This window comes from Paenibacillus sp. FSL W7-1332, from assembly GCF_037969785.1.
Taxonomy (GTDB): domain Bacteria; phylum Bacillota; class Bacilli; order Paenibacillales; family Paenibacillaceae; genus Paenibacillus_AQ.
Window position 1 is genome coordinate 4697999 of sequence record NZ_CP150209.1, and the last position, 26510, is coordinate 4724508.

At 47.4% G+C, this 26510-nt stretch carries 21 protein-coding genes; 1 reads left to right on the forward strand and 20 read right to left on the reverse strand.

All coding sequences use genetic code 11. From position 1 onward, the window contains the following. Window positions 1–81 precede the first annotated feature (81 nt). The 6 genes from MKX98_RS21050 to MKX98_RS21075 all read right to left on the reverse strand — a co-directional run bounded on the left by MKX98_RS21050 (window position 82) and on the right by MKX98_RS21075 (window position 7736). Entirely contained in the window at window positions 82–1686 is a 1605-nt protein-coding gene (locus MKX98_RS21050; protein ID WP_339218210.1) for an S-layer homology domain-containing protein, read from the reverse strand. A 105-nt stretch (window positions 1687–1791) separates the two neighbouring features. Beyond that, on the reverse strand, window positions 1792–3744 hold the full coding sequence (gene pulA / locus MKX98_RS21055; RefSeq protein ID WP_339218212.1) for a type I pullulanase: 1953 nt from the start codon (window positions 3742–3744) through the stop codon (window positions 1792–1794). Between the two features lie 12 nt (window positions 3745–3756). Next, window positions 3757–5061, reverse strand: coding sequence for a DUF4129 domain-containing protein (locus MKX98_RS21060; protein ID WP_194543457.1), 1305 nt, complete (start codon window positions 5059–5061; stop codon window positions 3757–3759). Beyond that, a complete protein-coding gene (locus tag MKX98_RS21065; protein WP_339218213.1) occupies window positions 5058–6164 on the reverse strand; it encodes a DUF58 domain-containing protein in 1107 nt (368 codons plus the stop codon). The genes MKX98_RS21060 and MKX98_RS21065 overlap by 4 nt, the downstream gene beginning before the upstream one ends. A 13-nt stretch (window positions 6165–6177) precedes the next feature. After that, window positions 6178–7158, reverse strand: a complete 981-nt coding sequence (locus MKX98_RS21070) for a MoxR family ATPase (protein ID WP_194543459.1) — start codon at window positions 7156–7158, stop codon at window positions 6178–6180. Between the two features lie 188 nt (window positions 7159–7346). Further along, a complete protein-coding gene (locus MKX98_RS21075; RefSeq protein WP_194543460.1) occupies window positions 7347–7736 on the reverse strand; it encodes an antibiotic biosynthesis monooxygenase in 390 nt (129 codons plus the stop codon). A 153-nt stretch (window positions 7737–7889) separates the two neighbouring features. Between MKX98_RS21075 and MKX98_RS21080 the strand changes: the two genes are divergently transcribed. Continuing rightward, window positions 7890–8189: a hypothetical protein gene (locus MKX98_RS21080; protein ID WP_194543461.1), complete on the forward strand. Its 300-nt coding sequence runs from the start codon at window positions 7890–7892 to the stop codon at window positions 8187–8189. A gap of 161 nt (window positions 8190–8350) precedes the next feature. Here MKX98_RS21080 and MKX98_RS21085 read toward each other — a convergent pair whose 3' ends face one another. The 14 genes from MKX98_RS21085 to MKX98_RS21150 form a co-directional block, all read right to left on the reverse strand. Further along, on the reverse strand, window positions 8351–9283 hold the full coding sequence (locus MKX98_RS21085; protein ID WP_339218216.1) for an NAD(P)/FAD-dependent oxidoreductase: 933 nt from the start codon (window positions 9281–9283) through the stop codon (window positions 8351–8353). A 168-nt stretch (window positions 9284–9451) separates the two neighbouring features. Beyond that, on the reverse strand, window positions 9452–10681 hold the full coding sequence (locus tag MKX98_RS21090) for a chromate transporter (protein WP_220684665.1): 1230 nt from the start codon (window positions 10679–10681) through the stop codon (window positions 9452–9454). Window positions 10682–10965: 284 nt separating this feature from the next. Continuing rightward, window positions 10966–12195 carry an MFS transporter gene (locus MKX98_RS21095; RefSeq protein ID WP_194543464.1) on the reverse strand — a complete coding sequence of 410 codons (1230 nt, stop codon included), beginning with the start codon at window positions 12193–12195 and terminating at the stop codon, window positions 10966–10968. Between the two features lie 166 nt (window positions 12196–12361). Next, on the reverse strand, window positions 12362–13741 hold the full coding sequence (locus tag MKX98_RS21100) for a helix-turn-helix transcriptional regulator (RefSeq protein ID WP_339218217.1): 1380 nt from the start codon (window positions 13739–13741) through the stop codon (window positions 12362–12364). A 315-nt stretch (window positions 13742–14056) separates the two neighbouring features. After that, window positions 14057–15445 carry a helix-turn-helix transcriptional regulator gene (locus MKX98_RS21105; protein WP_194543466.1) on the reverse strand — a complete coding sequence of 463 codons (1389 nt, stop codon included), beginning with the start codon at window positions 15443–15445 and terminating at the stop codon, window positions 14057–14059. A gap of 292 nt (window positions 15446–15737) precedes the next feature. Further along, window positions 15738–17171, reverse strand: a complete 1434-nt coding sequence (locus MKX98_RS21110; RefSeq protein WP_339218220.1) for a VanZ family protein — start codon at window positions 17169–17171, stop codon at window positions 15738–15740. Window positions 17172–17252: 81 nt separating this feature from the next. Beyond that, a complete protein-coding gene (locus MKX98_RS21115) occupies window positions 17253–19844 on the reverse strand; it encodes an FtsX-like permease family protein (RefSeq protein ID WP_339218222.1) in 2592 nt (863 codons plus the stop codon). Beyond that, complete coding sequence (locus MKX98_RS21120) at window positions 19841–20524, reverse strand: ABC transporter ATP-binding protein (RefSeq protein WP_220684661.1); 684 nt, start codon at window positions 20522–20524, stop codon at window positions 19841–19843. The genes MKX98_RS21115 and MKX98_RS21120 overlap by 4 nt, the downstream gene beginning before the upstream one ends. A gap of 89 nt (window positions 20525–20613) precedes the next feature. Further along, entirely contained in the window at window positions 20614–21549 is a 936-nt protein-coding gene (locus tag MKX98_RS21125) for a VanZ family protein (RefSeq protein WP_220684660.1), read from the reverse strand. A gap of 94 nt (window positions 21550–21643) precedes the next feature. Then, complete coding sequence (locus MKX98_RS21130; RefSeq protein ID WP_339218224.1) at window positions 21644–22645, reverse strand: HAMP domain-containing sensor histidine kinase; 1002 nt, start codon at window positions 22643–22645, stop codon at window positions 21644–21646. Further along, the gene (locus MKX98_RS21135; protein WP_339224536.1) at window positions 22646–23329 is read right to left on the reverse strand and encodes a response regulator transcription factor; all 684 of its coding nucleotides are present in this window, start codon (window positions 23327–23329) and stop codon (window positions 22646–22648) included. 321 nt (window positions 23330–23650) lie between these two features. Beyond that, complete coding sequence (locus MKX98_RS21140) at window positions 23651–24445, reverse strand: ABC transporter ATP-binding protein (protein WP_194543471.1); 795 nt, start codon at window positions 24443–24445, stop codon at window positions 23651–23653. Beyond that, entirely contained in the window at window positions 24445–25365 is a 921-nt protein-coding gene (locus MKX98_RS21145; protein ID WP_194543472.1) for an ABC transporter permease, read from the reverse strand. The genes MKX98_RS21140 and MKX98_RS21145 overlap by 1 nt, the downstream gene beginning before the upstream one ends. Window positions 25366–25426: 61 nt before the next feature. Beyond that, the gene (locus tag MKX98_RS21150; protein WP_220687367.1) at window positions 25427–26467 is read right to left on the reverse strand and encodes an ABC transporter substrate-binding protein; all 1041 of its coding nucleotides are present in this window, start codon (window positions 26465–26467) and stop codon (window positions 25427–25429) included. Window positions 26468–26510 lie beyond the last annotated feature (43 nt).

A 26510-nucleotide genomic window follows, 5' to 3' on the forward strand; every position in this document is an offset into this window, starting at 1 on the left:
ACGGAATGGCCCATTTACAAGTAAAAAAAGACCAACCACACGCATCGAGGCTGGTCTTGAATTCAACAACATGTCTGATGTTTAGATCCGGAACGAATAAGATGCATAACGCTCCGCGTTATGAATGGCCTGCCATACGTCCGTCGTCTCGGCGCCCGGATACCAGTAGGCATAACCGGCAATCTGATATTTGGCGGCCATGAGATGTTTCATCGATAAAGAACGGGATTCCTCGGTCCATATGCGATGCGGAATGCCGCCGCTGTTATAAGCTGCTTCATACTGCGCCACGCTCTTATTCCATGTGAATGAAGCTTTGTTCAGGCGTATGCGATGTCCCTGCTCAGCCAATGTAATGTCTTGCGAGGACACCGAGGAAGCGATCTTCCAATCCCTCGTGTACAGCGGATACGCGATGATGCTCTTCTTCGCCGGAACTTGGGTCAGCAGCTTGCTCAGTCCAGATTCGCTCCAAGGGAGCGAGGAAACGGAGCCCGCTTTGGGTGAACCGCCCCAGTGCTGGTCATAACTCATGAGTACCATATAGTCCACTTGTGTGCCAAGAGCTGCGTAATCGAATGCAGCCGTCCAATCCGTATTCAGATCAGGTGAAACATCGATGGATAGCTTGGCTCCGAGCCGCCTCATCTCTATGGATAATTGCGTGATAAAGGCCGTCAGATTCTGGCGATCCTGCGGCATGACGTTCTCAAAATCAATATTGATCCCGTCCAATCGATACCGGGATACATTCGCTGCAATACGGTCAACGACAGACTTCCGGGACTGAGCGCTGCTCAGTACTTGGTGAGTTCCTTCCGCATTCCCGCGGTTTCCCACCATAGCCCACACCTGCCGACTGTTGTTGTGAGCCCAATTCAACAGCTCCTTGTCGGTATGGTCCGTCACCTTGCCGTTTGCCTCCATGTAGTACCAGCGCGGTACCAGAACATTCAAGCCGGCCCGTTTGGCATAGGTGATGTATTGCTGGGTCGTACCATTATACAACCAGCCCATATGAACATTTGCAGGAGTTTGAAGGTTAATCTGGGTCAGCACATTTCCTGACTGCAAGACCCGGTCCAGCAGCATTGCCGTCTCTTCCCGGGTGATTGCGTCCTGGGGTCTGAACTGTCCCTTGCTTCCCTGCAGCCAGCCTGTATCCGTCGCTTTACCCACCGCATTCCAAGCCCATTCCGCGATGGAAGCAGAATCCGTATAGTAGTTGGTCGTATTTCCGTTATAGTATCCATTTTCTTTCATAGCACGAATCACCATCACGGCAGCCTCTTGCCTTGTTATGGAAGCATTCGGGTAGAACCGGTAACCATTCCCCTCAACAATGGATAAATTAAGTCCCGCGTGAACCCAGCCATAATACCATGCGGATTTGGAAACATCCCGAAACGCGGACAAATCGTTTGGAACAGGCTCCAGCTTGAGCATTCTGGCAATCATGGCAATGAATTCGGCCCGGGTAACCGGATTTCGCGGCAAAAAAGCTCCTGTGCCATCCCCGCTTACGATACCTCTCTTGGCCAGACGCTGGATCGCGTCTTTGGCAAAGCTTGCCGAGATATCGTGAAAACCGGTCGGACTAGGAGCTTGAGCCGCGGATGCCTGTAGATGGCCAAAAAGCGATGAAAATGACAGCAGCAAACAAAGTGACAGGAAATATTTTTTCAAAGGGACGCCTCGATTCTATTCTATCATCTGATACCATCAGCATATCAGATGATCATAGAATCAGGCATTATTCATTTCTTGGTAATATTCGCTGCCGGTATAGATTTAACAGGATAAGATAACCGCACCGATCCCTTCTACAACAAGGGAATCCCGGGTTAAACGCGTAATATGCTCTTCGCCAAGCAGAATCTTCCATTCGCCCAGCTCAGGCAAAGCAAGGGAGGACTCTTTCCGTCCGGCATAATAGAGCACATAGATATGTTTCTCTGGATCGCCGCCCGCATGATCACGAAGCGTGAAAGCGACAGCATGCTCAGGACATGGTTCAAACCGAAGATGCTTACGAATCGACGCGGCATCCCTCAATCTGAATGCCGGATGATTCTTCCGGAGCTGAACGAGCCGTTGAATGTATTTCACTCCATCCTGGTGCTCCGATGCCATACCCCAGTCCAGCCGATTCACTTCATCACTAGCGTTATAACTGTTCTCCACTCCGTTCTTGGAGCGGTAATACTCTTGGCCGGCGTGCAGGAAAGGGATTCCTTGACTGGTTAGGATCATGGCCGATGACAGCCGGTGCATATCGCGACGTGTCGCATCATTTTCCCCTTTGGTCGACAGCATAATTTTGTCCCATAGGGTATGGTTATCATGACATTCCACGTAATTTACGCACTGATCCGGTTCAGTAGCAAACGCCTTAATATCTTTGGAATACGGAATGCCGCCCACGATGCCTTGCTTCACTTTATGAAGTATTCCACTGCCGCCGCTCACAAAGCCCTTATATTCAAAATGAAAAATATCTCCTTTAACGGCATCGCGGAATCCGTCGTTAAAGTGAGCGATACGCGGCATCACGGCTGCTTGCTGCTGATTCGCTCGCTTCTTCTCTTCCAGCTCGGTATTCATGACCCAGCCTTCGCCGATCGTGATGATCGACGGATCAATCTCGTCCAGGCGCGTCCGGATTTCATTCATCGTCTCCACATCCAGCAATCCCATCAGGTCAAAACGGAAACCGTCAACCCGGTACTCCTCCACCCAATGCAGAACGGATTCCACAATGAATTTCCGCATCATCGGACGCTCGGATGCCGTATCGTTACCGCACCCGGATCCGTTGGAAAATTTGCCGTCCTTCGTATAACGCAGGTAATATCCGGGGACCAGCTTCGTGAAATTGATTAGATACCCGTCATATACATGGTTATACACCACATCCATGATGACCCGTAGGCCTTGATCGTGGAATGTCTGAATCAACTCCTTCAATTCACGAATCCGAACCTCCGGCACATACGGATCCGTAGAATACGAGCCCTCGGGAGCATTGTAGTTCTTCGGGTCGTATCCCCAATTGTACTGCGGCTCATGAAGCCTGGTTTCATCTACGCTTTCCGTCGCAAAATCGTAGATCGGGAGCAGCTCTACATGCGTAGCCCCAAGCTCAACAATATGATCAAGCCCTGTACGAATCCCTCCGGGACCTCGGGTACCTGTCTCCGCCAGACCTTTAAACTTGCCTTTATGTTTCACTCCGCTGCCTTGATGAATGGTGTAATCACGAACATGCAGCTCATAGATCACGGCATCTAGAGGACTATGAAGCGGCGGTTTGTCTTCTGTCCAGTGCTTAGGATCGGTCGAGGCCATGTCCAAGATGTAAGCACGATCCCCGTTGACGCCTACGGCGCCAGCATAAGGGTCGACAGCTTCGTTCCATTGATCCCCGATAAGGACCTGGTAGGTGTAGAACATGCCTTGAAGATTCTCTCCTACTTTCAGCAGCCAAGTTCCCTTCACATCACGCGTCATCGCGAAACGCCGGGCTTCTGCTGCCTGCCAATCCGGATACAGCAGGACGTATGCCTCGCTAGCCGTCGGTGCCCACAGTCGAAACGTGGACTCTTCAGGTTGGTAGGTTAAACCTAGATCCGTTCCATCATAATAAAATAGCTTGTCAAATTCCTTATCAAAGACGGAGACTCCCCCGGTGACCGCGGGATCTCCGTAGTGAATAACAGCGTTGCTTTCTTTTTGTACCGACAAGATGTTCACTCCTCATGTATGCTTCCTATCCAATTGTATCCGTTCAACTTCTTCCTCCGTAATGGTACGGGTACCATATCGGGCTTCCTCGTAAAGCTCAATCAAGGATTGTGGAATACGATCCTTCCTTCCATTCCATTCCTTAAGATCGCTTTCGGTTTCCCGCGGCGTTAGCGATGCTTTCCAATTATAGCCTTCCCTGATACTTCGGGAAAGTATCATCCGATACATTCGGCGAATTTTCTCGTTCAAATGCTCCGATCCTTCTCCCGCCCGAAACTTTCCGCCGATACGAATACCGGACAACATCCGTTTTAGTCGTTTGGATGCGGGGTCATGTTCAATATTCTCCACTTCATCCTCATAACCTAACGAGGGCTGAACGTTCTGTCTGTTCATCATCCTGTTCATCCATGCAGAGAATCTTCTATATAGTTTAGGCAGGACTTTGCCAAACCTGAACAGAACATACATCATCCCGATCCCTATAACGGTGAACACGCCATAGATCAGCACTTGCTCCAATACTTTCATCCATGGGCTCGGCGGCTTGGTTTCTTCATCAAGAAACGACATTTCGGGAGGAGGCTCCGACGACGAAGGCGGTTCCGGAGTCTGCTCCGCACCGGAGCTGAACCATCCGGAGATCCATGCAGCGATCCCTCTCGCCATATCAGAGACCCATTGCTGCAGCTGCGGCAAGAAGGCGACCACCGCAACCAGAAGCAGCAATACGAGGATAAACCAGCGATTGTAACGCAGAACCCGACGTTCCAACACGGGCTGATCATTGCCTGGCAGTGTTTCATCCAACACCAACTGCCGATTGACAAGCAACAGGGTTAATCCTAACGCCGCTGCCCCCATCCAGGTCAGAGAGGATATACCACCCTGGAATGAATCCATAAAACTTAATATAAAACTGCTGACCCCGAACAAAATCAATCCTATTAAGAAATACGTCCCCGGAAACATCAGATTCCAGCTTGCCTGCTCCATTCGGCTGCCGCGATAACTGGCAATAAATATAAGGGGGATGAAATAAGCAAGGGTGATATCTACGCCTACAAAGGCGATGGCTGCCGTAATGGAAACCAGGCACGCCCATAAGGTTGCCTTAAACTGTCGATCCAGCTTGAACCATCGCGCACCTGTGTAGCCAAGTAAGTACCCGCCTAATACTAGGGCAGGCCATACCCATCGGTGCGATTCAGGCAGCAGATAGAACGCCGGAATAAAGAGTACCGGAAAATAGAGCACGCATTCCACGAATCCCTGCAAGAACGTTTTTATAAATCCAGTGTCTCGAGAGGTCATGCAGACACCTCCTTCGCAGGAGACGGCGCTTCACCGAGAGGAAATACCTGAATCGTGTGCCCATGGTCCCGAAAACGCTGAAACATCTCTTCCAGCCTGGGACTGACGTAAGTGCTTAGAATGAGGATATCTCTAGCCTCTTCATGCCGGGACAGTTCAGAGGCCAGATAATCATGAAAAGAAGCCTTTCGGGTCAGCTCCAGTCTCGCCAGCATTTCAAATATCAGATGCTGCTGTGTCATGCCGCCTGCAACCGGGACGAATGCTTCATCGGTTGAATCCTCGCCAAGCGTTCCGTTTGTTCCCATTCCGATCTCCATGCCCTGCGGTAATAAATGAGCTGTAATGCCCGCTGCCAGTCGGATGCCATACTCGATCGGCTCGGGCCGCGTCGCTTTGCTCCACATCTGCTCATGATCCTCTATATTCAGATAGATCAAGAGTCGGCTGTCCGCTGTGGTATCCCGCCTGTGAACCTGCAAGATGCCCGTCCGTGCGGTCGCTTTCCATTGAATATCCTTCAGCGGATCGCCGTCCCGATATTCGCGTACGCCTGATATCAGGAAAGGATCCTCCAAGATCCATCTTCGCACCAGCATTTCGCCCATCCAGGTCTGGACCGGGAGGGCCATGTCCGTCACATCCATCGGCATCGGGTACACGATAATGCCACCGGACAACGTCTTGCTCTGGACAATCGACTCCATTCCGACCAGATCCCCCGTCGTCATCGATACCGTACCCAGCTTGTACAGACCTCTGCGCTTAGCGGTAATCCGATGTCTGCGAAGGATCTTGGTCCATGGCAGAAGACTGAAGAAGCTCTTGTGGTTCTGATTGAATTGCCCCTCACTGATATCCAGGTTCAATTGATTATCAAATGCCAGCCCCGAGCGGAATTGGGATTCTACTCTTAACCAGGGCACAGGCAGCGCTTTGCGGTTCTCAATGATTTCGATCAATTCCACGGAATCTCCCTCATAGCAGGTCGACACCTTGAAGGAACGGCTGTAGTTCAGCTTTTTGAGTGCCGTCCGTTTGAAAACCTTGCCCTGCACAACGATGACCACAGCGGCGATTAACAATATCCAATAGGCTCCCATCGCCATCCGCCCCCTACGACGAAATGCCTTCTTCTGTCGGTACGGGAACCTGCTGCAGCAGCCGTTCGATCACTTCTTCCGCCGCGGCCGCACCGCCGCGGCTGTGAAGCGTCCCTCGAAGCTTCAGCCGATGCGCCCATGTCGGCACAGCCAATTCCTTCACATCATCAGGGGTAACAAACTCCCTGCCCTTCAGGACGGCTTGTACTTGCACCGCCTTCAATAAGGCTTGGCAGCCCCTTGGGCTTACGCCCGAGGCAACCGCCTCATCCCGTCTTGAATGCTCGGAAAGCGCAACGATATAGGATAACATCACATCACTGACATGTACTTTGCTGACGATATGTCTGGCTTGTACGATCCGCTCAGACGTTGCAATCGCCATTAGGGACTCCAAGGGTTGATCATCTTTAAATCGCTTCAGAATATTCACGCTTTCCTCTGAGGTAGGGTATCCCATATTCAGTTTGAACAGAAAGCGGTCCAGCTGTGCCTCCGGCAGCGGAAACGTTCCTTGCTGTTCCAGCGGATTTTGCGTCGCGATCACCAAAAACGGCTCTTTCAGCTGATGGGTTACACCGTCAATGCTGATCTGGCGTTCCTCCATGCACTCCAATAAACTGGACTGCGTACGAGGTGTCGCCCGGTTGATTTCATCGGCTAGAAGGATATTCGTGAACAGAGGACCCGGACGGAATTCAAACGTCGCGGATTGTTGATTATAGAAGTAGATGCCGCTCAGATCCGACGGCAGCAAATCCGGCGTGAACTGTACTCTCTTAAACGTGCAATCAATCGATTTCGAGATGGATTTGGCCAGCAATGTCTTGCCTGTACCCGGCACATCCTCCAACAGAACATGACCAGAAGTGACCATAGCAATGAATAGTCTGTCAATCAGCTGCTCTTTACCTACCATAACTTTGGAAACGTTTGCTCGAATGTCGTCGGCAAGACGGCGAACGCCATGATAATCTATAGTAATTGTAACCACTCCTTATGTAGTTTAACTTTACAACAAAGTTCGTCATCACAACCCATAATTCCTGTTACTCGGGGCAAAATAAGAGCGATTGCCGGATATTCGGCTCCCCCGTCCTTTCAAATGCGGCAAGAAGCTGTCCAAGGACAGCTTCCGAAAGTGCACCCTATGGACGGATCATCCGATATTTAAAAATCTGATTATTCTGCCGTCCTTTCTTCCTGTGAAGAAGTCGAATCCGTCCTGCTTTCTGGAATCAATAGTTTGGTCAGCTCCGCTTCAGCCTGCTCGCGACGATCGATCCGGATATCGATATAATGCTTAACCTCAGGCGGCCGGGCATAAAACGGCTCCAGGGACGCATTCCACAGCTTATAGTCCGGATGCCCGCGGAAGCCGATCAGGTGATCCTTAATGCCGCTCCAGCGGACAAGGAATATATATTCATCCCGGTTCTCCACGCACTTGTTAAGCTCATGGCTTACATATCCCTTTTTCGTTAACAGAACGGCGGAAGCTTCCCGAAAGGCACTTTCAAACTCGCTTGCCAGCCCCGGTTTGATATAAAGTATCGCTGATTCCAGTATCATATCGTATCCCCCTCTTCGATATCCATCCGATCAACGGTAAAATGTAACGCTTGTATATAGCAGCGTCATCCTAGGAAAACAAACAAGTAGGTGCAGTCAAGTATATGCTGATATAATGAGAAGCATGAATACACTTATAAGGATGAGACAAACATGGCATTCGGCATCTCGAGACAGGAATTGCAGCAATGGAAGCAGAAGGTTGCACAAGGAGACATCGCTTTTTTGACCCATTATTGGTTCGACAAACGGTTTCCGGAGTTTAATACCGTAACCAAAGTAGGATGCTCGAACATCCAGCGCCTGGAAGACTGGTGTGTATCCAACGGACTTAATCCGGAATATATCCATTACCGTCTGCCTTACCCGCATTTTGATCTGATCGGTCCCAAGCAAACCGAATTACTGCAAAAGTATAACCTCGAAGATCATATCACCCGCTTCGGTCTGTAAACGCGGATCGGTTTATTTTCTCAGAAGACAACAAAACCCGCCTTGATCCACGGCCATTCTCACTACTTGCCGTAATTGAACAGGCGGGTTTTTTAATATTACTGCATCGACTGGTTCGTACCGAGATTTTCGGATTGTTCTGATCTATTTCTATAACATCCTCATGTAACGGCTCCGCTAGTCATCTTCTTCAGAGTCTTGTTAATCCAGATCGCAGCCATTGCGCCTTCCCCCATCGCCACGGTGGTTAATTCGGAATGGACGCCCAGGTCACCCGCGGCCCAAAGTGACTCGACACTCGTCATTTTGGACCTTGGATCGGTCTTGACATGACGGTTGTGCTCCAGCTCTGCCCCCAACTGCTCGGCCAATTCGGAATGGATCATATTCCCGCCAAAAGATAGGAACCCCCGTTCCGCAGGCACGATGCTCCCATCCTCCAACACAACGGCCGATAGGATGCCGCCTTCCTCATGAATTTCCGACACCTTTTTCTCTATATACGGAATCCCGAGCTCCGCCAATTGGGACATATGCTCGGAAGAAGCCGGCTCCCCCTCATGATTGATGTAGATGATATCCTGGGTTCGCTCCGATAGCAGCACAGCCATACTGGCACCGGGATCACCTGATCCCATTACGACGGTCTTGCGATCCTGAATTTCATAACCATCGCAATCAGGACATACAAAGACGGATGTGCCCAGCGTGGGCATCAGGCCTGGCAGCTGGGGAAAACGGTCCATCACGCCTGTTGCGAGCAGCAAGGTTTTGGCCCTGTAATGAACCCCATCTTTACCAGTTAACACAAAATACTCCGATTCATCCCGTTCCGCCTTCCGGATATCATCGGCTGCAAACGTAACGCCGACAGATTCCGCCTGCAGGCGCCCCCGCCCCCTGAGCTCTTCACCAGAGACCCCATCTGGCCATCCAAGGATATTGCGGTAACTCTTGCAGATGGTGGACCGCCCCGTTCCCCGGTCGATCACCAGGACATCATAGGCAGAATACCGCCCCAGCTGTATAGCCGCCTGCAGACCTGCAATTCCGCCGCCAATGATAATGCAATCCTTCACTTCGGTATCCAACATGTAGGTTTATCCACTCATTTCTATATCGAATTAAGCGCAAGAACTCTTTGCTTCAAGATATACTTCAAGAAGAGAGGTACACCCTAAATATTTAACCAATCTGCCGTGATTTACTCCTGAAAAATCAAATAGACCCCGGCACACAGCGCCGAGGTCCAAATCAATGAATTACAGGAGAAGCTGTCCGGCTAATGCACCGGCAATCACAACAAGCCACGGAGGGCTCTTCCAGAACATCAGCATCCCGAACAGCCCCGCGCCGATCACAAATTCAAGCGGACTGTGGATGGAGGATGTCCATATGGGATGGTATAGAGCAGCCAATAGAATCCCGACCACTGCCGCATTCATGCCCGTCAGCAAGCCTTGCAGCTTAGGGTTTCTGCGGATGCTGTTCCAGAAAGGCATGGCCCCTACGATAAGCAGAAATCCAGGCAAAAAGATAGCCAGTGTAGCAACGATACCTCCAGGAATCCCCTGAATCAAGACCCCGAGGTAAGCGGCAAAAGTAAATAACGGACCGGGTACTGCCTGTGTTGCTCCGTAACCCGTCAGGAAATCCTCTTTAGACATCCAGCCGTTCAGCACCGTCTCATTCTCCAGCAGCGGGAGAACGACGTGCCCTCCGCCGAATACTAGCGATCCGGCTCGGTAGAAGCTGTCCACCATGGCTACCCAACCGTTATCGGTCAACCCTTTAAGGAGCGGCAGACCCACTAATAACACAACAAACAGGCCCAAGCAAAAGAGTCCGGCTCTCCGTCCGATCGGCATCTTTATCTCGGGTGCTGCTTCTTCGTTCGCTTGACGCTTGAACAACCACAGTCCCGATAGGCCGGCAAGAGCGATGACCGTCACTTGAGAAATGGGACTCTGCCACAGCAGAACGACTGCCATGGCTATTAACGCTATAGCCGCCCTTACAGGGCCTGAGGCCAGCTTTCCTGCCATACCCAGAACCGCCTGCGCAACGATGGCCACTGCGACAATTTTAAGTCCTTGAATCCAGCCTGCCGAGCCGGGATCGAAGGTTTGCATCAAATAGGCGAAGATCATAAGCATGAGCACGGACGGTAATGTGAAGCCAAGCCAGGCGACGATGCCGCCCCAGATGCCCGCTCGCATCATCCCAACACCAATACCCACCTGGCTGCTGGCGGGTCCGGGAAGAAATTGGGCCAGGGCCACCAGATCCGCATAGCTTTTTTCGTCCAACCATTGCTTGCGGCGCACATAAGTCTGGTGGAAGTATCCAAGATGTGCGATCGGTCCGCCAAACGATGTGAGCCCCAGCTGCAGAGCGGTCCACCAGGTTTCGCCGAGGGCACGCCACCTGCCAGAGGGCTGCCTATTGCCAACTTGAGCTTGAACTTGTTCTTTGTCTGTCTCCGGATTCAATATTCATCGCTCCCCATATGCTTGGTGTCTTGTAATAGAAATCGTAAACCCGTTAACCGTTAAGTATACAGGTCATCTTTATCAAATTTCAGAGTATACCAAACTCTCATGATCAATCTACCCATTTATGTAAACGCTATGAAAATCTAAAGAATTTTGAGTGATATCGTGTGAAATTCCACTATATGTACTAAAAAAAGAACGACCCAGCTGAACTTATGTCCATGGATCGCTCTTCTGTTCCTATTCAATGTATGCGCCACTATTATGTGACTTGTATAACGTTAAGCCTCCGGCTTCGTTTCGTTCGGCACGGACAGATACCCTGGTTTCGCAGCGCCAAAACCAAAAATGAACAATACAACGACAATGGCGGATAATACCGCCAGAGGCACCTTCCATCCGCCTGTCGCATCATGCAGGAAACCGATGAGCAGCGGACCTACAGCAGCCAATAAATAACCTAGCGACTGGGCCATACCGGATAAAGCGGCAGCTTCTTGAGCCGATTTCGTACGAAGGGTAAAGAACATCAGGGATAAACTGAAATTGGCCCCGCCTGAAATACCTACCAGCATCACCCATAGCAGATTTAATGAAGTCAGGCCAGAAAACAAGCCTGCATATCCGGTCAGCATAGACAAGGCAGAGATCGTCACCAGCATGCGCTGATTGGGATTCCTCCCAGCCAGAACAGGAATAATAAAGGAGAATGGCAGGCTGACAAATTGGAGAATCGAGAGCATCCAGCCCGCGGCACTATAATCCATGCCTTGGCTTCTTAGAATCTCGGGCAGCCATGAGATGTTCACGTAGAACGTAAACGATTGAAGACCCATGAATAAAGTAATGTACCAAGCAAGCGGTGACCTCAGCACACTCTGATGTTTGGTAGCAGCCGAACTGACCTCAGCGGTTCTTCCGGAGCTCCGGCGCTGGATGATCCATACGATGAGAGCCAAGACGGATAACGAACCCCAAATTAATAGGGACCCTTGCCAACCAAGACCTGCTTGGGTAGCCAGCGGCACGCTGATCCCGGATGCGATCGCGGCGAGCAGGTTCATCGAAGCAGAGTACGTCCCCGTCATCAACCCGATATGCCGCGGGAAATCCCGCTTGACCAGACTTGGAAGCAGCACGTTCCCAACGGCTATAGCCATTCCGAGAAATGCGGTACCGATTAACAGCGTATAAGGGGATGATATCGAGCGGATGCCGATGCCGAATGTCAGCACCACCATACTTAGTAAAAGAGTAGTCTCCAGCCCCCATTTTTTAGCCATGGCCGGTGCCATTGGCGACAATAAAGCAAAGGCTAATAGCGGCAGTGTAGTGAGCATACCCGCCAACGTGTTCGAGATTCCCGTATCGTCGCGGATGATCCCGATCAGCGGGCCAACCGATGTAATCGCCGCTCTCAGGTTAATGGCAATCAGGATAATACCTGCAAACATCATCCATGTGCGCCCGGCGGAAGTTGTGTTTTGATCTATTGATGTTCTTGATGTCATGACATGAACTCCTTACTTTCAAGCGATATGTAAAAATAAACTTATCCGAGTTTATCACAAACCCGGATATTAGGCTATAGCCTCGGGAAGCTTCATGGCAGCTTATAGGGCCAGTCTGTCGCCTATTCAGCGTTGTACATTAACCTGTAGACGCACGTATAGAGCCCTACACAAGCGGGCTCCAAGCATACACGGATAACTTTTGGACATCACGAATGAATTCATTATACCGTTTCTGTATTTCCTCGGATGCGTACTGACGGAACTGCTCGAAGATCCCCATGCACCGCAGCATCCCGTTATCACTTTTGGTTCTGATCGAATACTCGAGGCTGTCCAGGATATAGGATAACCCCCGATCATACTGTTTAGCATTTAAATAGTATATCCCTAACTCGGCGAGGAGGCGGGTGTACCGGTTTAATGTGACCCGATTGCTAACCTTTCCAAGTTGATTTTGCTGCGATCTATAATGCAGATGCTCTTTAAAGCGTTCCAAAATTGGATCAACCTGAAGTTGATAACGATTAGCTGCGACCATGATATTGCATAGAGCTAGAAAAATCTCATCATTTCTTGATTCAACATAATCTACATACTGATTCAGAGAACCTGGCTGCCCACTCATTAAACCATACATATATCGATTAGCCTCAGCCCATTCGCTGAACTGCTCCAAAATCAGAGATTCCTCTTGGCTCGGATTTATTACCCAATCTGGTTTATCATACAATGATACATAGTGGAGAGCATGATCGTAATCACCTCGTTCTTGATACACAAATGCCTGAATTAGGTACGAATATAGTAAATAAAAAAGAAGAGGTCTCTTTGGAAATTCAAGCGATTCAAACGTATCTCTATTTTGCTGATAATGAATTCTGGCTTGATGTTCCATTCTTTTGGCTAGAGCTTCGATTTTATCCATTCGCTGCAAAGATATATTTAAATTAATAAGCTTAACTAACGCATCCAATTGATAGATTTCATCTAACCTATCAATATAAGGCTCAAAGTATACAGCAGCTTGTAAATTTTCCTCTTGGTTCTCACCTAACCTGATTAAGAATAGTCGATACTGGCAAAGAGCTAACCGTTCGGAATACTGAAATTTTTCGCACTCGGCAACGCACTCGTATAACAAAGCTGCGGCTTCACGCTTCTCCTCGTTGAATAAGGTCTCCGCCATATCAAAAAGCATCGGTGCGTAGTTAATGTTTTCCATCGTCATTCGTGCAGCTCTATGCAAACAATCCAATTTATCCAGTTCTGCACATCGCTCAAGAAAAGGTCCAAGCCTTCGCCAATCCGGAGTCGTATGAAAAATGCTTTCCGTTATGTAAAGTTCGTAGAAATGCCCCTCTTCCAGACCCATCCCTTCGGTTATCCGGTCTAACTGGTGCATGGACATAGGACGATTCCCATTCAGGATATTACTAAGTGTCCCGCTGTTAATACCCGATATCCTGGCAAATTGGTTGATTGTCATATGATGATTCTGCAAATATCTAACTATTTCTCCGCGAATCGTGGCTGTCGTCTCCAAGTAACAACACCCCCAGATGGAAAACCAAGTATTAGTATAGTAAATAATAACATGCTATTATTTTACATTCGTTTGGTCAATAGTGATAATGAATTGCTCTTTTTTTATAATTCGAAAAATACATTAATAAAAAGAAGATAGTCCCTCGTTTTTCAGGAACTATCTTCTTTAAGATATCTTTAGTACCAGTATTATCACTGTATCCTAACTTATTAGCTTCCGACACCATGATCATGTGATAATGTTGCCCGATGTGTCGGATCTAACAGATCCGCATTGTTTGAAATAACGGGTAATGTTATTAGCATTACAATACTAAATGTAGCTAGTAGACAAGCCAATTTTCTTTTCATTTAAATCCTGCACCTCACTTACTAAAGTTTTATAGCGTTTCTGACATTCATACGAAGAAAAATCGCGAAACTGTTCAAATAATCCCATACATCTTAGCATACCCCTGTTACTATTTATTGTAATAGATCTGTCTAAACTTTCCAATATAAATTGTAAACCTTTGTCGTAATTTTTTGAATTCAAATAATATATTCCTAATTCAGACAAAAGTCGGGTATATCTTTCAGTATTAACTTGTCGATTAATGGTGCCTATATTACTTGATTGATCTTTAAGTATTAAATACACCTCAAAACGTTCCAATATTTGTTCTACGTTCAAGTCAAAACGATTGGCAGCGATCATAATATTACACAGTGCAGTGAAAATTTCATTCTCTCTAGTCGAAATGTATTCTACGTAATCAGTTAAAACCTCAACTTGTCCAACCATAAGCTGGTAGAGATATTTATTAGCCTCTCCCCAGTCCTTAAACTGATTGATAACCCGAAGTTCATCTATAGAAGGCTCAGTAACCCAGTCAGGATTCATATATAATGATACATAGTATAATCCTTGCTCATAATTTCCTCTTTCTCGACAAACATTTGCTTGAATTAATTGAGCGTACAAAATATAGAATATTAAAGGTTTCACCTCTCCTGCCTCTAGATCATACATTTTCACATCATTCTGATACTGAATCTTTGCTTTACTACCCATTTTTTTAGCTAATTCTTCAACTTTATCCCATCGATTTAGCGATACATTTATATTGATCAATTGTCTTAATGCATCCAACTGATACATTTCATCTAAACGATCCACAAACGGCTCAAAATAAACGGCAGCCTGCAAGTTTGCATCCTGATCATCTGTGAGTTCTAATACAAACAACCGATACTGACAAAGGGCCAACCGCTCCGAATGCTGAAATCGTTCACTCTCCGCCACACTTTTATACAGCAGTACAGCCGCCTCATGTTTTCCCTCTTTGAAAAAAAGCTCTGCCGTTTCAAAGAGTAAGGGGGAATAAGAGATATTATCCATCGTCATCCGGACAGCCTTGTCCAAACAATTCAGCTTCCCCAGCTCCGCGCATCGGTGAAGAAACGGACCCAGCCGACGCCAATCCGGCGTAGCATGAAAGATGCATTCATCTATATACAACTCGTAAAAATAACCCTCTTCCAGACCCATACCTAACGTAATCCGGTCCAACTGCTGCATGGAAATCGGACGGTTCCCATTCAGAATGTTGCTGAGTGTGCCGCTATTGACCCCCGATATCTCAGCAAATCGATTAATCGTCATTTCGTGCTTATGTAGAAACTCTTCCATTTGTTCGCGAATCGTGGCTGTCCTTTCCAAGCTAACACCACCCTCTAGGATCGAACCCAAATATTAGTATATTTCTCTATACAGTAATCATATTGATTAATATTCCAGCGGTCAATACTTATTTACGTCATTTTTTTACAAAAAATAACCAATACAATTTAAAAATGCCAAAATCAGCACTTTTCTTTACTATTTATATATCGTCATATGGATCACTACGATGAGAAAAAGCGCTCCGAAATTTTCGGAAGCGCTTTGAAAGTTGGATTACACCTTAACGGCCCTGACTTCAATCAAGTGCCGTTACTTACTATATACTCTCCTAGCTCCTTCTTGCCTGAATTAAGGTGAACCAATCCGAATCCCCATTAAATACACCGTGTACTCTGTATACAGGCTGATAGAAGCCCTTCGTGTCATATATAAACGTAAGCTCAATTCCTGTTATATCTAGTTGGTCACCTTTTTTAATGACGAGTTGATCAGGCTTTAATATTGCATTTCTTTTGATTTGAGGAAATTCTCCATCCTTGATACGCTCATATACCTCTGCAGGAGACAGGATATCTACTTCCTTAATGAATTGATTCTCTTGGATCCCGTTATTTATCGAATAGATACTGCCATCTTGTTTAAGACCGAGTAACAATTCGCCAGTCCAGTAACTTTCGGTTAACCCCGCTTTATCCGGGAGGGTCCATTGAAATTCTCCGTCCTCCAACGCTGTAACATCAGCCTCTTGGGGGAGTATGCCAAGATCGGCCATCATGATTTTGGCTTTTGAGAGCAGCGGTTCTTGGTCAGCGAATGAAGCCCGATCTGGTACATAATTGTTCTCGGTTAACGACCAGTTCCCCTCTTGGGATTGATAGAATGTATATGATGTTCCTGATTTGTCTTCCATTAGAACCTCACGATCGCCGCCTCGCTCCTTAACCTTCAACACAGATAATCCTAACTTTTGCTGCAGCAGGGCTTCTACACTATCCCGCTGAGTGATTTTCTTGTATACGGGGGCGACCGCAGGTACCGAGCTTAGCTGAAGGGATGTTGTCACTTCAACATCTGTCATATTCCATTGTGTATATGTGTTTATGGCCAGATTGCCGAACTCCTGTTGGGAATACACAATATGCATACCGACAAAAAACAAACCCATGATCAGAGGTATCGCCAGGTTTCCCAGCAGACTTTTCATTCTGACTTTTTTGTTATGAACAATGGAAGCAGCAAGTCTGTATAACTGATATCCAAAAATACCACCAAGCGTGTTGTTCATGATATCAGCAAGCTCAAACAGCCCTGCCCCTGACAGCGTCTGGTAAGTTTCAATAAAGAGCGTAGAACCTACAACGACTAGAAGCAGCCACTTAAATGCTTTACATTTTCGACTGATAAAAGGCAGCAATATTCCCATCGGGATAAACATGATGATATTAAATATACCGTTCTGAAGATCACGTAAGGAATACTTGTTCCATGCTTCAACATAATCGCTGAATGGATGGAGATTCATCTGCAAGAAATGAGAATTGCCGCGGCCCAACATAGTTAGCTCGAGTACAAATACAACATATCCGATAAACAGTGCGCCAAGAAAAAGCTTTTTCATTTGAATCCGTGGCTTTCCCTCTGATTTTTGTTTTCTATAATAAAGATAATAATATAACCCGATTAGAACGAATTCGATCCCGATAATTAATATGACCGGCAGCATTAAAATACGTAGATTCGTATAGATTGCATCGATCCCCAAGACGAGGTCCCCCTTATGACTTTATTCTAATGATGGTTGACACTGTCTTTCCTTGCAGTTTCAAGTCAGAGCCGGTCATTTTTATATACTCTCCTGCTTTAACGCGTCGATAATGTTATCCTTTTTTACTTTCGCGCTGGAATAAAGCATGGCAGAACCGACAATGACAAATACGGCGGCAATGACAGACAGAATACTCATCCAGGGAAGGACGAATCCGTAGCTAAATTTGTTCGCAAATGCCTTATAGATCACATACATCACGATGAAGCTGATAGGAAGCCCGAACAGCAGTGATTTGGCCCCATAAACAACACTTTCGTAGTTCATCATTTTCGCAAAGCCTTTTGGCGTCATTCCAACGGATTTCAGCATCGCAAATTCCCGCTTTCGAAGGGAGATGCTCGTTGAGATCGTATTAAAAATATTCGCAATCGAAATCACGGAAATTAATACGATAAAGCCATAAGAAAAGACGGACATCAATAGTATCATCTGTTCTTCCTGTTTTCTGGATTGGTACAAATTGTACGCATACAGATTAGGCTCTTTCATATCTTCGATTTCCTGCTGCGTTTTCAGCGGGTCCGCACTTTTCAGATAGAGAAAGGTTTGAACGAACTCCCCGCTCTTATCGTCTGCCAGTTGATTCAGGACCTGTTCCGAAACGACTATATTTAGCCCGCCTGTTCCGACTAAGCTCATCCCCATCGGAGATCGATCCGTCAACGCCGCAATGTACACTTTACTTACATCCGTCTCTTGCTCCGTTTCCTCATGGATCGTTGTCAAATCGAGACTTTGCCCGACACTCGCATGAATAGCCTTCGTTTGGACGTATTTTCCCGTATCCATATCTTTATAATCGATCGTATCGATCACGATGGCGGCGGGATGATCCGGATCCGTCAGTGACTCGTAATCTGCGCCGACTGCTTTGGCATAAGCCCGCAGGTTCGAATCATTTAGTGCAGCGATTTTAATATCATAAGGATATTTTCCGTCCTTCAGCATGCTCTTATCCTTCTTGACCGCCTCCTGCAATTCATCGGCGATGGACGCTTCTTCGATCCAAGCGTTCCTGTACAACTCATGAATCACGCTGTATTCCGACACATCCGAAAGGGATGCAATGGATTGAACCAACCGATCGTCTATTCTTTTTTCATTGCCATAGGATAGCTCAATATCATAATTGACGCCTTCCTGCGACATGGCCAAGGATTGTTTCAGATTGCTGGTAAAAAATGATACCGTTAAAAACAGAACGATGCTGATCACGAGCGAGAATACGGTGGCATGGTACCTCCGCTTGTTCCTTTTTAAGTTTTTCAATCCGATCTCCGCTTCGATTCCGAAGAGCTTTCGAATCCATTTCGATGTTTTCACGGTTTTGCCCGTAAGCTTCACATCGGTTGTTTGGCGTATCGCATCCATGGCGGAAATCCGGGATGCTTTGACGGCCGGGTAATACGTCGAAATGAAAATCGTCAACATCGAAACAGCGCAGGTAATCAAAAGTGATAACGGCGTGACGATTACCGTTAGCTTTTCAGTAATTCCTAAAGCTCCTTGTATTGTAGCGTTAATAAACTGAAAAGTAATGCCGATCCCGGCAAGACCGCATAGGATTCCAACAGGAATGCTGATCAAGCCAATAATGACACCTTCAAAAAACACCGAATTTCTCTTCTGCCTTTTTGTAGCCCCCACGCTTGCCAGCATCCCTAAATGGCGGGAACGTTCCGAGACGGAAATCGCAAAAGCATTATAGATGAGCGAAACCGAGCCGATCATAATAACCGCGATCAGGATCACCGATAATGAGAACATCGTGCTGTACGAAGCTTCGCTTTTGGAGACGCCATAATAATGAAGCAAATCGTGATGATATTGGACCGTTTCGATATGGTTGTCCTTTGCCAAATTTGCCGCATGAGCGAATAAGGACTGATTGACCTTTTGCAAGACCACCGCCGCATGGACTCGATCGTTTGCCCCCATGAGGTTTTCATCGACATAGCTAATGGTCGTATACCCCGGGGCCCACGCCGGTTCCCATACGGGATGCTTGATGAAGCCTACCGCCGTGTAATCCCTTGTCGTTATATTTTGCAGCGTTTCGTTCTTTTCGTTATCTACGAAACGCAGCGATTCGGTTTGATCCAGCGGTTGATCGTTCCCTACTTCGAATCGTTTGCCGATGCGAAGGGTAAGACGATCCCCAATTTCATATTTCACCTTGGCGTTTGTCGCAACGGCTTCAGAAATCACAACTTCCTTGTCCGTTTGCGGCAGACGCCCCTTGCTCAATTCAATTGGAAATTGCGCTAAACCCTGTGCATCGTACGCCTTGATGAACAAATACGGCTTATTTGTATTTTTTCCCCCTTCTAATGGGGCATAGCCAATATCCTTGGTGATTGCAAGGGTCTTGGTTGCATCATCGTTTTTTATCGCTGCAAGCTGTTCCTTGTTGACATCTTGGTATAGGACATGCCATTCCCCTTCATCCGCGATGGTTTGCCTTTTCATTAAATCCAAGTAAGAAAAACCAAGCGTTGCAACAGCCGTCACCATGGCAACTGACAACATGACACCTAGAATGGTTACAAGCGTTCGTCTCTTGTTTTGCCTCACATGTCTGACGGTGAGTTTATTGACAATATTCAAGGGCGAATCACCTCGTCTTTGGCCATTCTTCCGTCCTCAATCGAAATGACCCTGTCCGCTTGCAAAGCGATTCGTTCGTCATGCGTGATCACGATCAATGTCTGGCGATAGGTTTTATTCAACATTTGTAATAAGTCGATGATCTCGCTGCTATTCTTGCTGTCCAAATTCCCGGTGGGTTCGTCCGCCAGCATAATGGCAGGATTACTAATGACCGCTCTTCCGATCGACACCCTTTGCTGTTGTCCGCCTGATAATTGATTGGGCAGATGGTTTAAACGATGTTGCAGATTCAGAGTCTTAACCAGACCATCCAACTGCCTCTGATCTACCTTTTGGTTATCAAGCAAGAGCGGGAGCGTAATATTCTCTTCCACCGTCAGGACGGGAATCAGATTAAAAAACTGGTAGATCAGTCCGATTTGTCTCCGCCTGAAGATGGCCAGCTGCGTTTCGTCCAAGTTATACATGTCCGTACCCTCTACGAGGACTTTGCCGCTAGTCGGCCGATCCACACCGCCCAGCATATGCAGCAGCGTGGATTTCCCCGATCCGGACGGGCCGATAATCGCGACGAATTCGCCTTTTTGAACCGAAAATGAAATATCGTCAAGCGCCTTTACCGACGATTCGCCTGTTCCGTATATTTTAGATAAATGCTCGATTTTTAAAATTTCCATTGCCATATCTCCTAAAAGTTTTGTGGGCGTTACTTCTTGAATCGACTTCGTACAAAACTCACTTCGGAAGCATGGGCGCCCCTTCATGCTCAATTCCAGCTATAAACCATCTCTTTATATCCAACATCCCACAGGGTTACATTTCCCTCAATGGTTATCGTAAGCTCATTGGCCTGAGGGAGATAAATGGAGCTCATATCCGGCTCATGGCGTCCGGCTTCTACAGATACAGTCAGGAACTCATGTCCATCGGCGGTAACCCTAATGCTGCCTCGGGAATCCTCCTGATCGGGAATCCCATAATTCAAAAAGAGGTACACCTCCTTCTTATTGCCAAACGTATACGTGTACGTTTCCTTGTTTTTGCCTTCGATGCTGTACACATTATATTGGGGTTCCACGTCTTGACCGCTTATCTTAAGAGTGTTCAGTTTGGTTCCCGTTGAAGGATTCCCCGTACTATCCCTTAAATCGTTTATCGCTACAAAGGGGCTCATCTCTTTGGTGAACACTTGGTCAACGATCCCAAAGACACCCCACACCCCGAGCATAAGGATTAAACCAGAAAAACCGGCATAAACAATATTTTTCCAGTTATTGTTCGTGCGAAAGGCAAGTTTGTATGCCCCGAAGCCTATGGCTGCCCCCAATGAGTTCTGTATGACATCGTTCATGTCAAAGCTGCCGAGGAATGTTAGCGCCTGAATCGTCTCCAGCACGAGAATGGATAGGATGAACAAGGTCATAAAGCGAACAAAGCTAGTCCGATATAACAACGGAATCAATATGCCAAAAGGAATGAACGCGGCGATGTTCCCGAAACCCACAAGATCCATCAGCGTAGGATGTAGAAGATCTAGTCTTGGCAACCTGAAGAAACTGTCAGGCAAAAATATAAAGGTGTACTCGGAGATTTGATCTACCTTACCTACTCTGCCGAAAGCGAAAAACAAAAAATAAAAAATAAACAGGGTGTAGAAAATCGTGATAGCAAAAATAATCTGGCGTTGTTGCTTCAAATGCATGGTCGTACCTCCATCGTTCATCTGTTGACTATCATTTTATCTGTCTAAAATGACTTTTCAGTGACGATGAAGGTGACAGTTCAGTCACTTACGATTAAATCACTTGTTTATAGAACTTAATTCGAAATTGCGTACCCTTGTCGCTGCTGCTTGTCACATCGATCACTCCGTTCTGGCTTGCAATGATGCTGTAAGCCATCGCAAGACCAATGCCGATGCTCCCCTCACTCGCATTTTTCCCTTTATAAAAACGCTTAAATATATAAGGTAAATCTTCTTTTGGAATTCCTTTACCGTTATCGGCAATGATAATTTCCGTAAATAGCGCATTTTCGGAAAAAGAAATGGCTATGCTTCCGCCTTCATGCGTGTGCTCGACGCCATTTTTCAATATATTAATGAGCGCTTCGGCCGTCCATTTGAAATCACCGACAAATGAGACGTTGTCATCACCCTTGATGGTTACCGTTTGGTCCTTGATTTCCAACGGAATCAACACCGGTTCTAATGCCTTTTGTATAAGCTTATTTACGAATACCTGATCTTTTTTGAACTGGATTGTCTTTTCCTCGATTTTCGATAGCTTTAACAAGGAAGAAACAAGCCAATCGATTCGTTCAAGCTGAATACGGATATTGCGAGTGAACTCTGTTCTTTTCGCTGGAGGTAGGTCGGGTTTGCTTAATAAATCCGCCATCACCGTCATGGAGGTAAGTGGCGTTTTAAGCTGATGCGAGATATCGGAAATGGCATCCGTTAGCCCCGTTTTGTCTCGCTGCAGAAGCGACCGCTGCTCTGATAGCATAAGCGTCACTTTATAAATATCATTCTTTAAAATGCTAAGCTCGCCTTCTTGATTATCGCGAGCGTCAAGTGAATAATTACCGCTGCTAATTTCACGCAAATAGACGGACAGCTTTTCAAGTTCGCGGTATCTCCATCTCGTGAATAACAGACTGCTTCCCATAAGTAAAATAGACATGATGAAAACGAGCGCCGCAGCTACAGACGAAATAAAAGCAGCTGCAACGCCCCCCGCTAAACTGATGGAACCCATGATCAACAATAAAATCCGAATCTCTCGATTACGCAGCATCTAATCACCAACCTTATATCCTAAACCGCGTACCGTTTTGATCATCGTGGGATGCTGCGGATCATCCTCCAGCTTTTCCCGCAGCCTTTTGATATATACCGTTAGCGTATTGTCGTTCACGAAGTCGCCTGCCACGTCCCAAATCTGCTCCAAAAGCTGATTTCTTGATAGAACTTGCCCAATATGGTTACCAAAAATCAACAATAAGCGATACTCCAAAGCGGTCAATGAAATTTCGGCGCCGTTTTTATACACTTTTCCTTCCAGCGTATTCATGCGAACCTGGTTCAGGTTAATGATCCCTTGGGTCTGAGGCGACTTATGGTATCTCCGCAGGACGGACTTGATCCGCGAGAGAAGCTCGCGAATACGAAAAGGCTTTGTAATATAATCATCGGCTCCCATATCAAGCCCCATCACGACATTGACCTCATCGTCGATCGCCGTTAGAAAGATGACCGGAATATCTCGTTGGTCTTTCACCATTCTGCACAATTCATAACCGCTTCCATCCGGAAGCGATAAATCAAATAAACATAGAGCGAATTGATCTATATCTTCAGTGAGCACTTTTTTTGCAGATTCGACATCATAGCAAAGAACGGTAGAAAAGCGATCTTGCTTCAGCGAATATTCCAGCCCGGACGCAATTGTTTTATCATCTTCCACTAGCAATATTTTCATCTGCAGATCATCTTTACGAACGACCATGAAGGAATAAGCCTCCTATATTCAAATGTCCGCTAGTTCAAGCTTAGCGGTCGTCAGGCATTTTCAAAGCACACTCTTGATGTTATTCCCGATTAAAGATGTGACTCACCCAACATTAACACGTTATCAGGAATCCTTGCAAAAAGCGATGGAACTGAAACCAGTCATATTATTAACCGGCCTTGATAGATAACTGGCCAGGAAAAAATTAGCGTATAAAAAAACGCTAAGCCTGTCAAGATTGAAGGCTTAGCGTTTTATTCATAGAATGATTCCCGTCTCAACGCAAGATGCTTACCCAAGAACCAAACGATCATCCGACAGCTTATGACCGCTAATCTGCTCAAATTCCCCGAGCAGCTGCTCCACCGTCAGAGATTTCTTGCGCTCTTCGTTCACATCCAGAATGATACGTCCTTTGTCCATCATAATGAGGCGATTGCCTAGACGGATGGCTTGCTCCATGTTATGTGTGACCATGAGCGTGGTCAGCTTCATGTCGCGTACGATGTCATCGGTTATTCGGGTGATCAGCTCCGCACGTGCCGGATCAAGCGCTGCCGTATGTTCATCCAGCAGCAGGATTTGCGGCTGAGTGAAGGTCGCCATCAGCAAGCTTAGCGCTTGACGTTCCCCTCCGGAAAGCATCCCTACTTTGGCTCGGAGCCGATCCTCGAGACCAATGCCGAGCCGCTCTAAATGCTTGCGGAAGCCCGCGCGCTTGGAAGCTGTAACGCCAATGCTTAGCCCGCGGGACCGGCCGCGGCGATGAGCCATCGCGAGATTCTCTTCAATGGTCATATGCGGCGCAGTGCCCGCCATCGGATCCTGAAATACCCGGCCGATCCAGCGGCTGCGACGAAATTCCGGCAGATGGCCGATCGAAGTGCCGTCAATGCGCACTTCGCCTGCATCCGGCTTCATTACCCCGGAAATAATATTCATCAGCGTGGATTTACCTGCACCATTACTTCCGATAACCGTTACGAAATCCCCCGGCTTCAAGTGAAGATTGACATCCATCAAGGCAATCTTCTCGTCCACGGTTCCCGGATTGAACAGCTTGGACACACGGTTCATTTCCAGCATCAGAGCGCACCTCCTTTGGTCTTCCCTTGCGCAGCTAACAGCTCGGTTGAGCGCCTCCGTGCCTGTGAACGCTGTTTCATCGCCCGATTGATGGTCGGAACCACGAGAGCAATAATGACAATGATCGCGGTGATCAATTTCAAGTCCGACGCTTCCAGCCATGGAATCTCATAAGCAGCGGCAACAACAATCCGATAAATAATCGAACCGCAGACTACAGCCAGCGTCGTCCGGAATACCGAACCGGTCCCCAGCACGGCTTCGCCAATAATGACGGATGCCAGACCGATCACAATCATTCCGATACCGGAACTGATGTCGGCAAAACTGGACTGCTGAGCAACTACGGCCCCGGATAAGGCCACCAGACCGTTTGAAATGCTAAGCCCCAAAATGGTTGTTGTGTCCGTGTTCGCTCCAAAGCTGCGGATCATTCGCTTGTTATCTCCTGTCGCGCGCAGCGCAAGACCAAGATCCGTGCGGAAGAATGCATCCAGCAGCAGTTTTCCGATAATTACGATCACCAACATTATATAGATCGGATCGATCGATCCGAAGATATTCGCTTCCTGGCTTAACGAAATATTAGGCTTACCCATAATCCTCATATTGATCGAATACAAGGCAATCATCATAATAATGCCGGAGAGCAAACCGTTGATCTTGCCCTTGGTATGCAGCAGGCCTGTACAGATACCGGCTAACATGCCTCCGGCAAATGCAGCCAGCGTCGCAAGCCATGGATTCACACCGTTGGTAATCAGAATCGCCGCAATCGCTGCACCTGTTGTAAAACTTCCATCTACCGTCAGATCCGGAAAATCCAGAATCCGGAACGTAATATATACGCCAAGTGCCATCAGCGCATACAACAGCCCCAATTCAATCGGACCATCCAGCCTCATCACGAAATCCAGCATGTCATTGACCTCCTTAAGGATTCAGAAGTAAGGCGCGGGCTGTTATCTCCGCGCCTTACAGTTACTCGATGATGTTGTTGTCCGGGTCCTTGACTTCCTGTTTCATGGCGTCGGTCACTTCAATACCATAGTCAGCCGCAACCTTCGTGTTCAGAATCAGATCCAGCTTATCCGGCTTCGTCACTTCCATGTCCGCCGGATTTTTGCCGTTTTTCAGGATCTCTACAGCCATTTGTCCAACTTGATAGCCGTGGTCGTAATACTTAAATCCGACGGTTGCAAAAGCCCCCTTCTCCACCGTATCGCGGTCGCTCGAGAAGAACGGAATTTTATTCTTTTGTGCCGTTTGGATAATCGCGTCAACGCCGCTGACCACGACATTATCCAACGTGATATAGTAAGCATCTACCTTGCCGACTAACGACTCCGCGGCCTGCTTCACTTCCGAAGTGTTTGTGACAGCTGCCTTAACCAGCTCGATGCCGTGCTCGGCAAGCGCCTCTTCAGCCGTCTTTGCCATCACCACTGCATTGGCTTCCCCTTCGTTAATGACAAGGCCGATTTTCTTCACGTCCGGGAAGTTAGTGCTGATGAAATCCATCAGCTGTTTAGCTGCCTCCGGATTCGTATCCGATGCCCCGGTGACGTTGCCACCCGGCTTCTGCAGGTCGCTCACCAGCTTCGCGTCAACCGGATCCGTCACCGCTGCAAACAGCACCGGCTTCTCCTTTACGTTCTCAGCCACGGCCTGTGCGGACGGGGTTGCGATAGCGACCACCAGATCCGACTTCGTATCCTTCAGCTTCTGACCGATCGACAGGTTGTTCGCTTGATCGCCTTGCGCATTGTTGTAATCGATTTTCAGCGTATTGTCATCCTCGGAAATTCCGGCATCCTTTAATGCTGCCAGAATGCCTTCACGCGTTGCATCCAAAGATGGATGTTCTACGATCTGCGAAATAGCGATGCTATAGGATTTCTTCTCCGCTTCTCCGCCGCTTCCCGTTTGAGTCGTACCGCCGCCTTCCGGCTTGTCCCCGCATCCTACCGCCGTAACCAGCAGTGCGGAGAGTGTTAGTGATAACCACATTTTTCTCTTCATCATGATTCCCCTCTCATTGGTTAACCGCTTCGTTCTTAAACCA

Coding starts and splice junctions, on each gene's coding strand:
- MKX98_RS21060 (WP_194543457.1), bottom strand. CDS start 5,061: ATGACCTCTCGAGACACTGGATTTATAAAAACGTTCTTGCAGGGATTC.
- MKX98_RS21065 (WP_339218213.1), bottom strand. CDS start 6,164: ATGGGAGCCTATTGGATATTGTTAATCGCCGCTGTGGTCATCGTTGTG.
- MKX98_RS21075 (WP_194543460.1), bottom strand. CDS start 7,736: ATGATACTGGAATCAGCGATACTTTATATCAAACCGGGGCTGGCAAGC.
- MKX98_RS21080 (WP_194543461.1), top strand. CDS start 7,890: ATGGCATTCGGCATCTCGAGACAGGAATTGCAGCAATGGAAGCAGAAG.
- MKX98_RS21085 (WP_339218216.1), bottom strand. CDS start 9,283: ATGTTGGATACCGAAGTGAAGGATTGCATTATCATTGGCGGCGGAATT.
- MKX98_RS21095 (WP_194543464.1), bottom strand. CDS start 12,195: ATGACATCAAGAACATCAATAGATCAAAACACAACTTCCGCCGGGCGC.
- MKX98_RS21120 (WP_220684661.1), bottom strand. CDS start 20,524: ATGGAAATTTTAAAAATCGAGCATTTATCTAAAATATACGGAACAGGC.
- MKX98_RS21125 (WP_220684660.1), bottom strand. CDS start 21,549: ATGCATTTGAAGCAACAACGCCAGATTATTTTTGCTATCACGATTTTC.
- MKX98_RS21130 (WP_339218224.1), bottom strand. CDS start 22,645: ATGCTGCGTAATCGAGAGATTCGGATTTTATTGTTGATCATGGGTTCC.
- MKX98_RS21135 (WP_339224536.1), bottom strand. CDS start 23,329: ATGAAAATATTGCTAGTGGAAGATGATAAAACAATTGCGTCCGGGCTG.
- MKX98_RS21140 (WP_194543471.1), bottom strand. CDS start 24,445: ATGCTGGAAATGAACCGTGTGTCCAAGCTGTTCAATCCGGGAACCGTG.
- MKX98_RS21145 (WP_194543472.1), bottom strand. CDS start 25,365: ATGCTGGATTTCGTGATGAGGCTGGATGGTCCGATTGAATTGGGGCTG.
- MKX98_RS21150 (WP_220687367.1), bottom strand. CDS start 26,467: ATGAAGAGAAAAATGTGGTTATCACTAACACTCTCCGCACTGCTGGTT.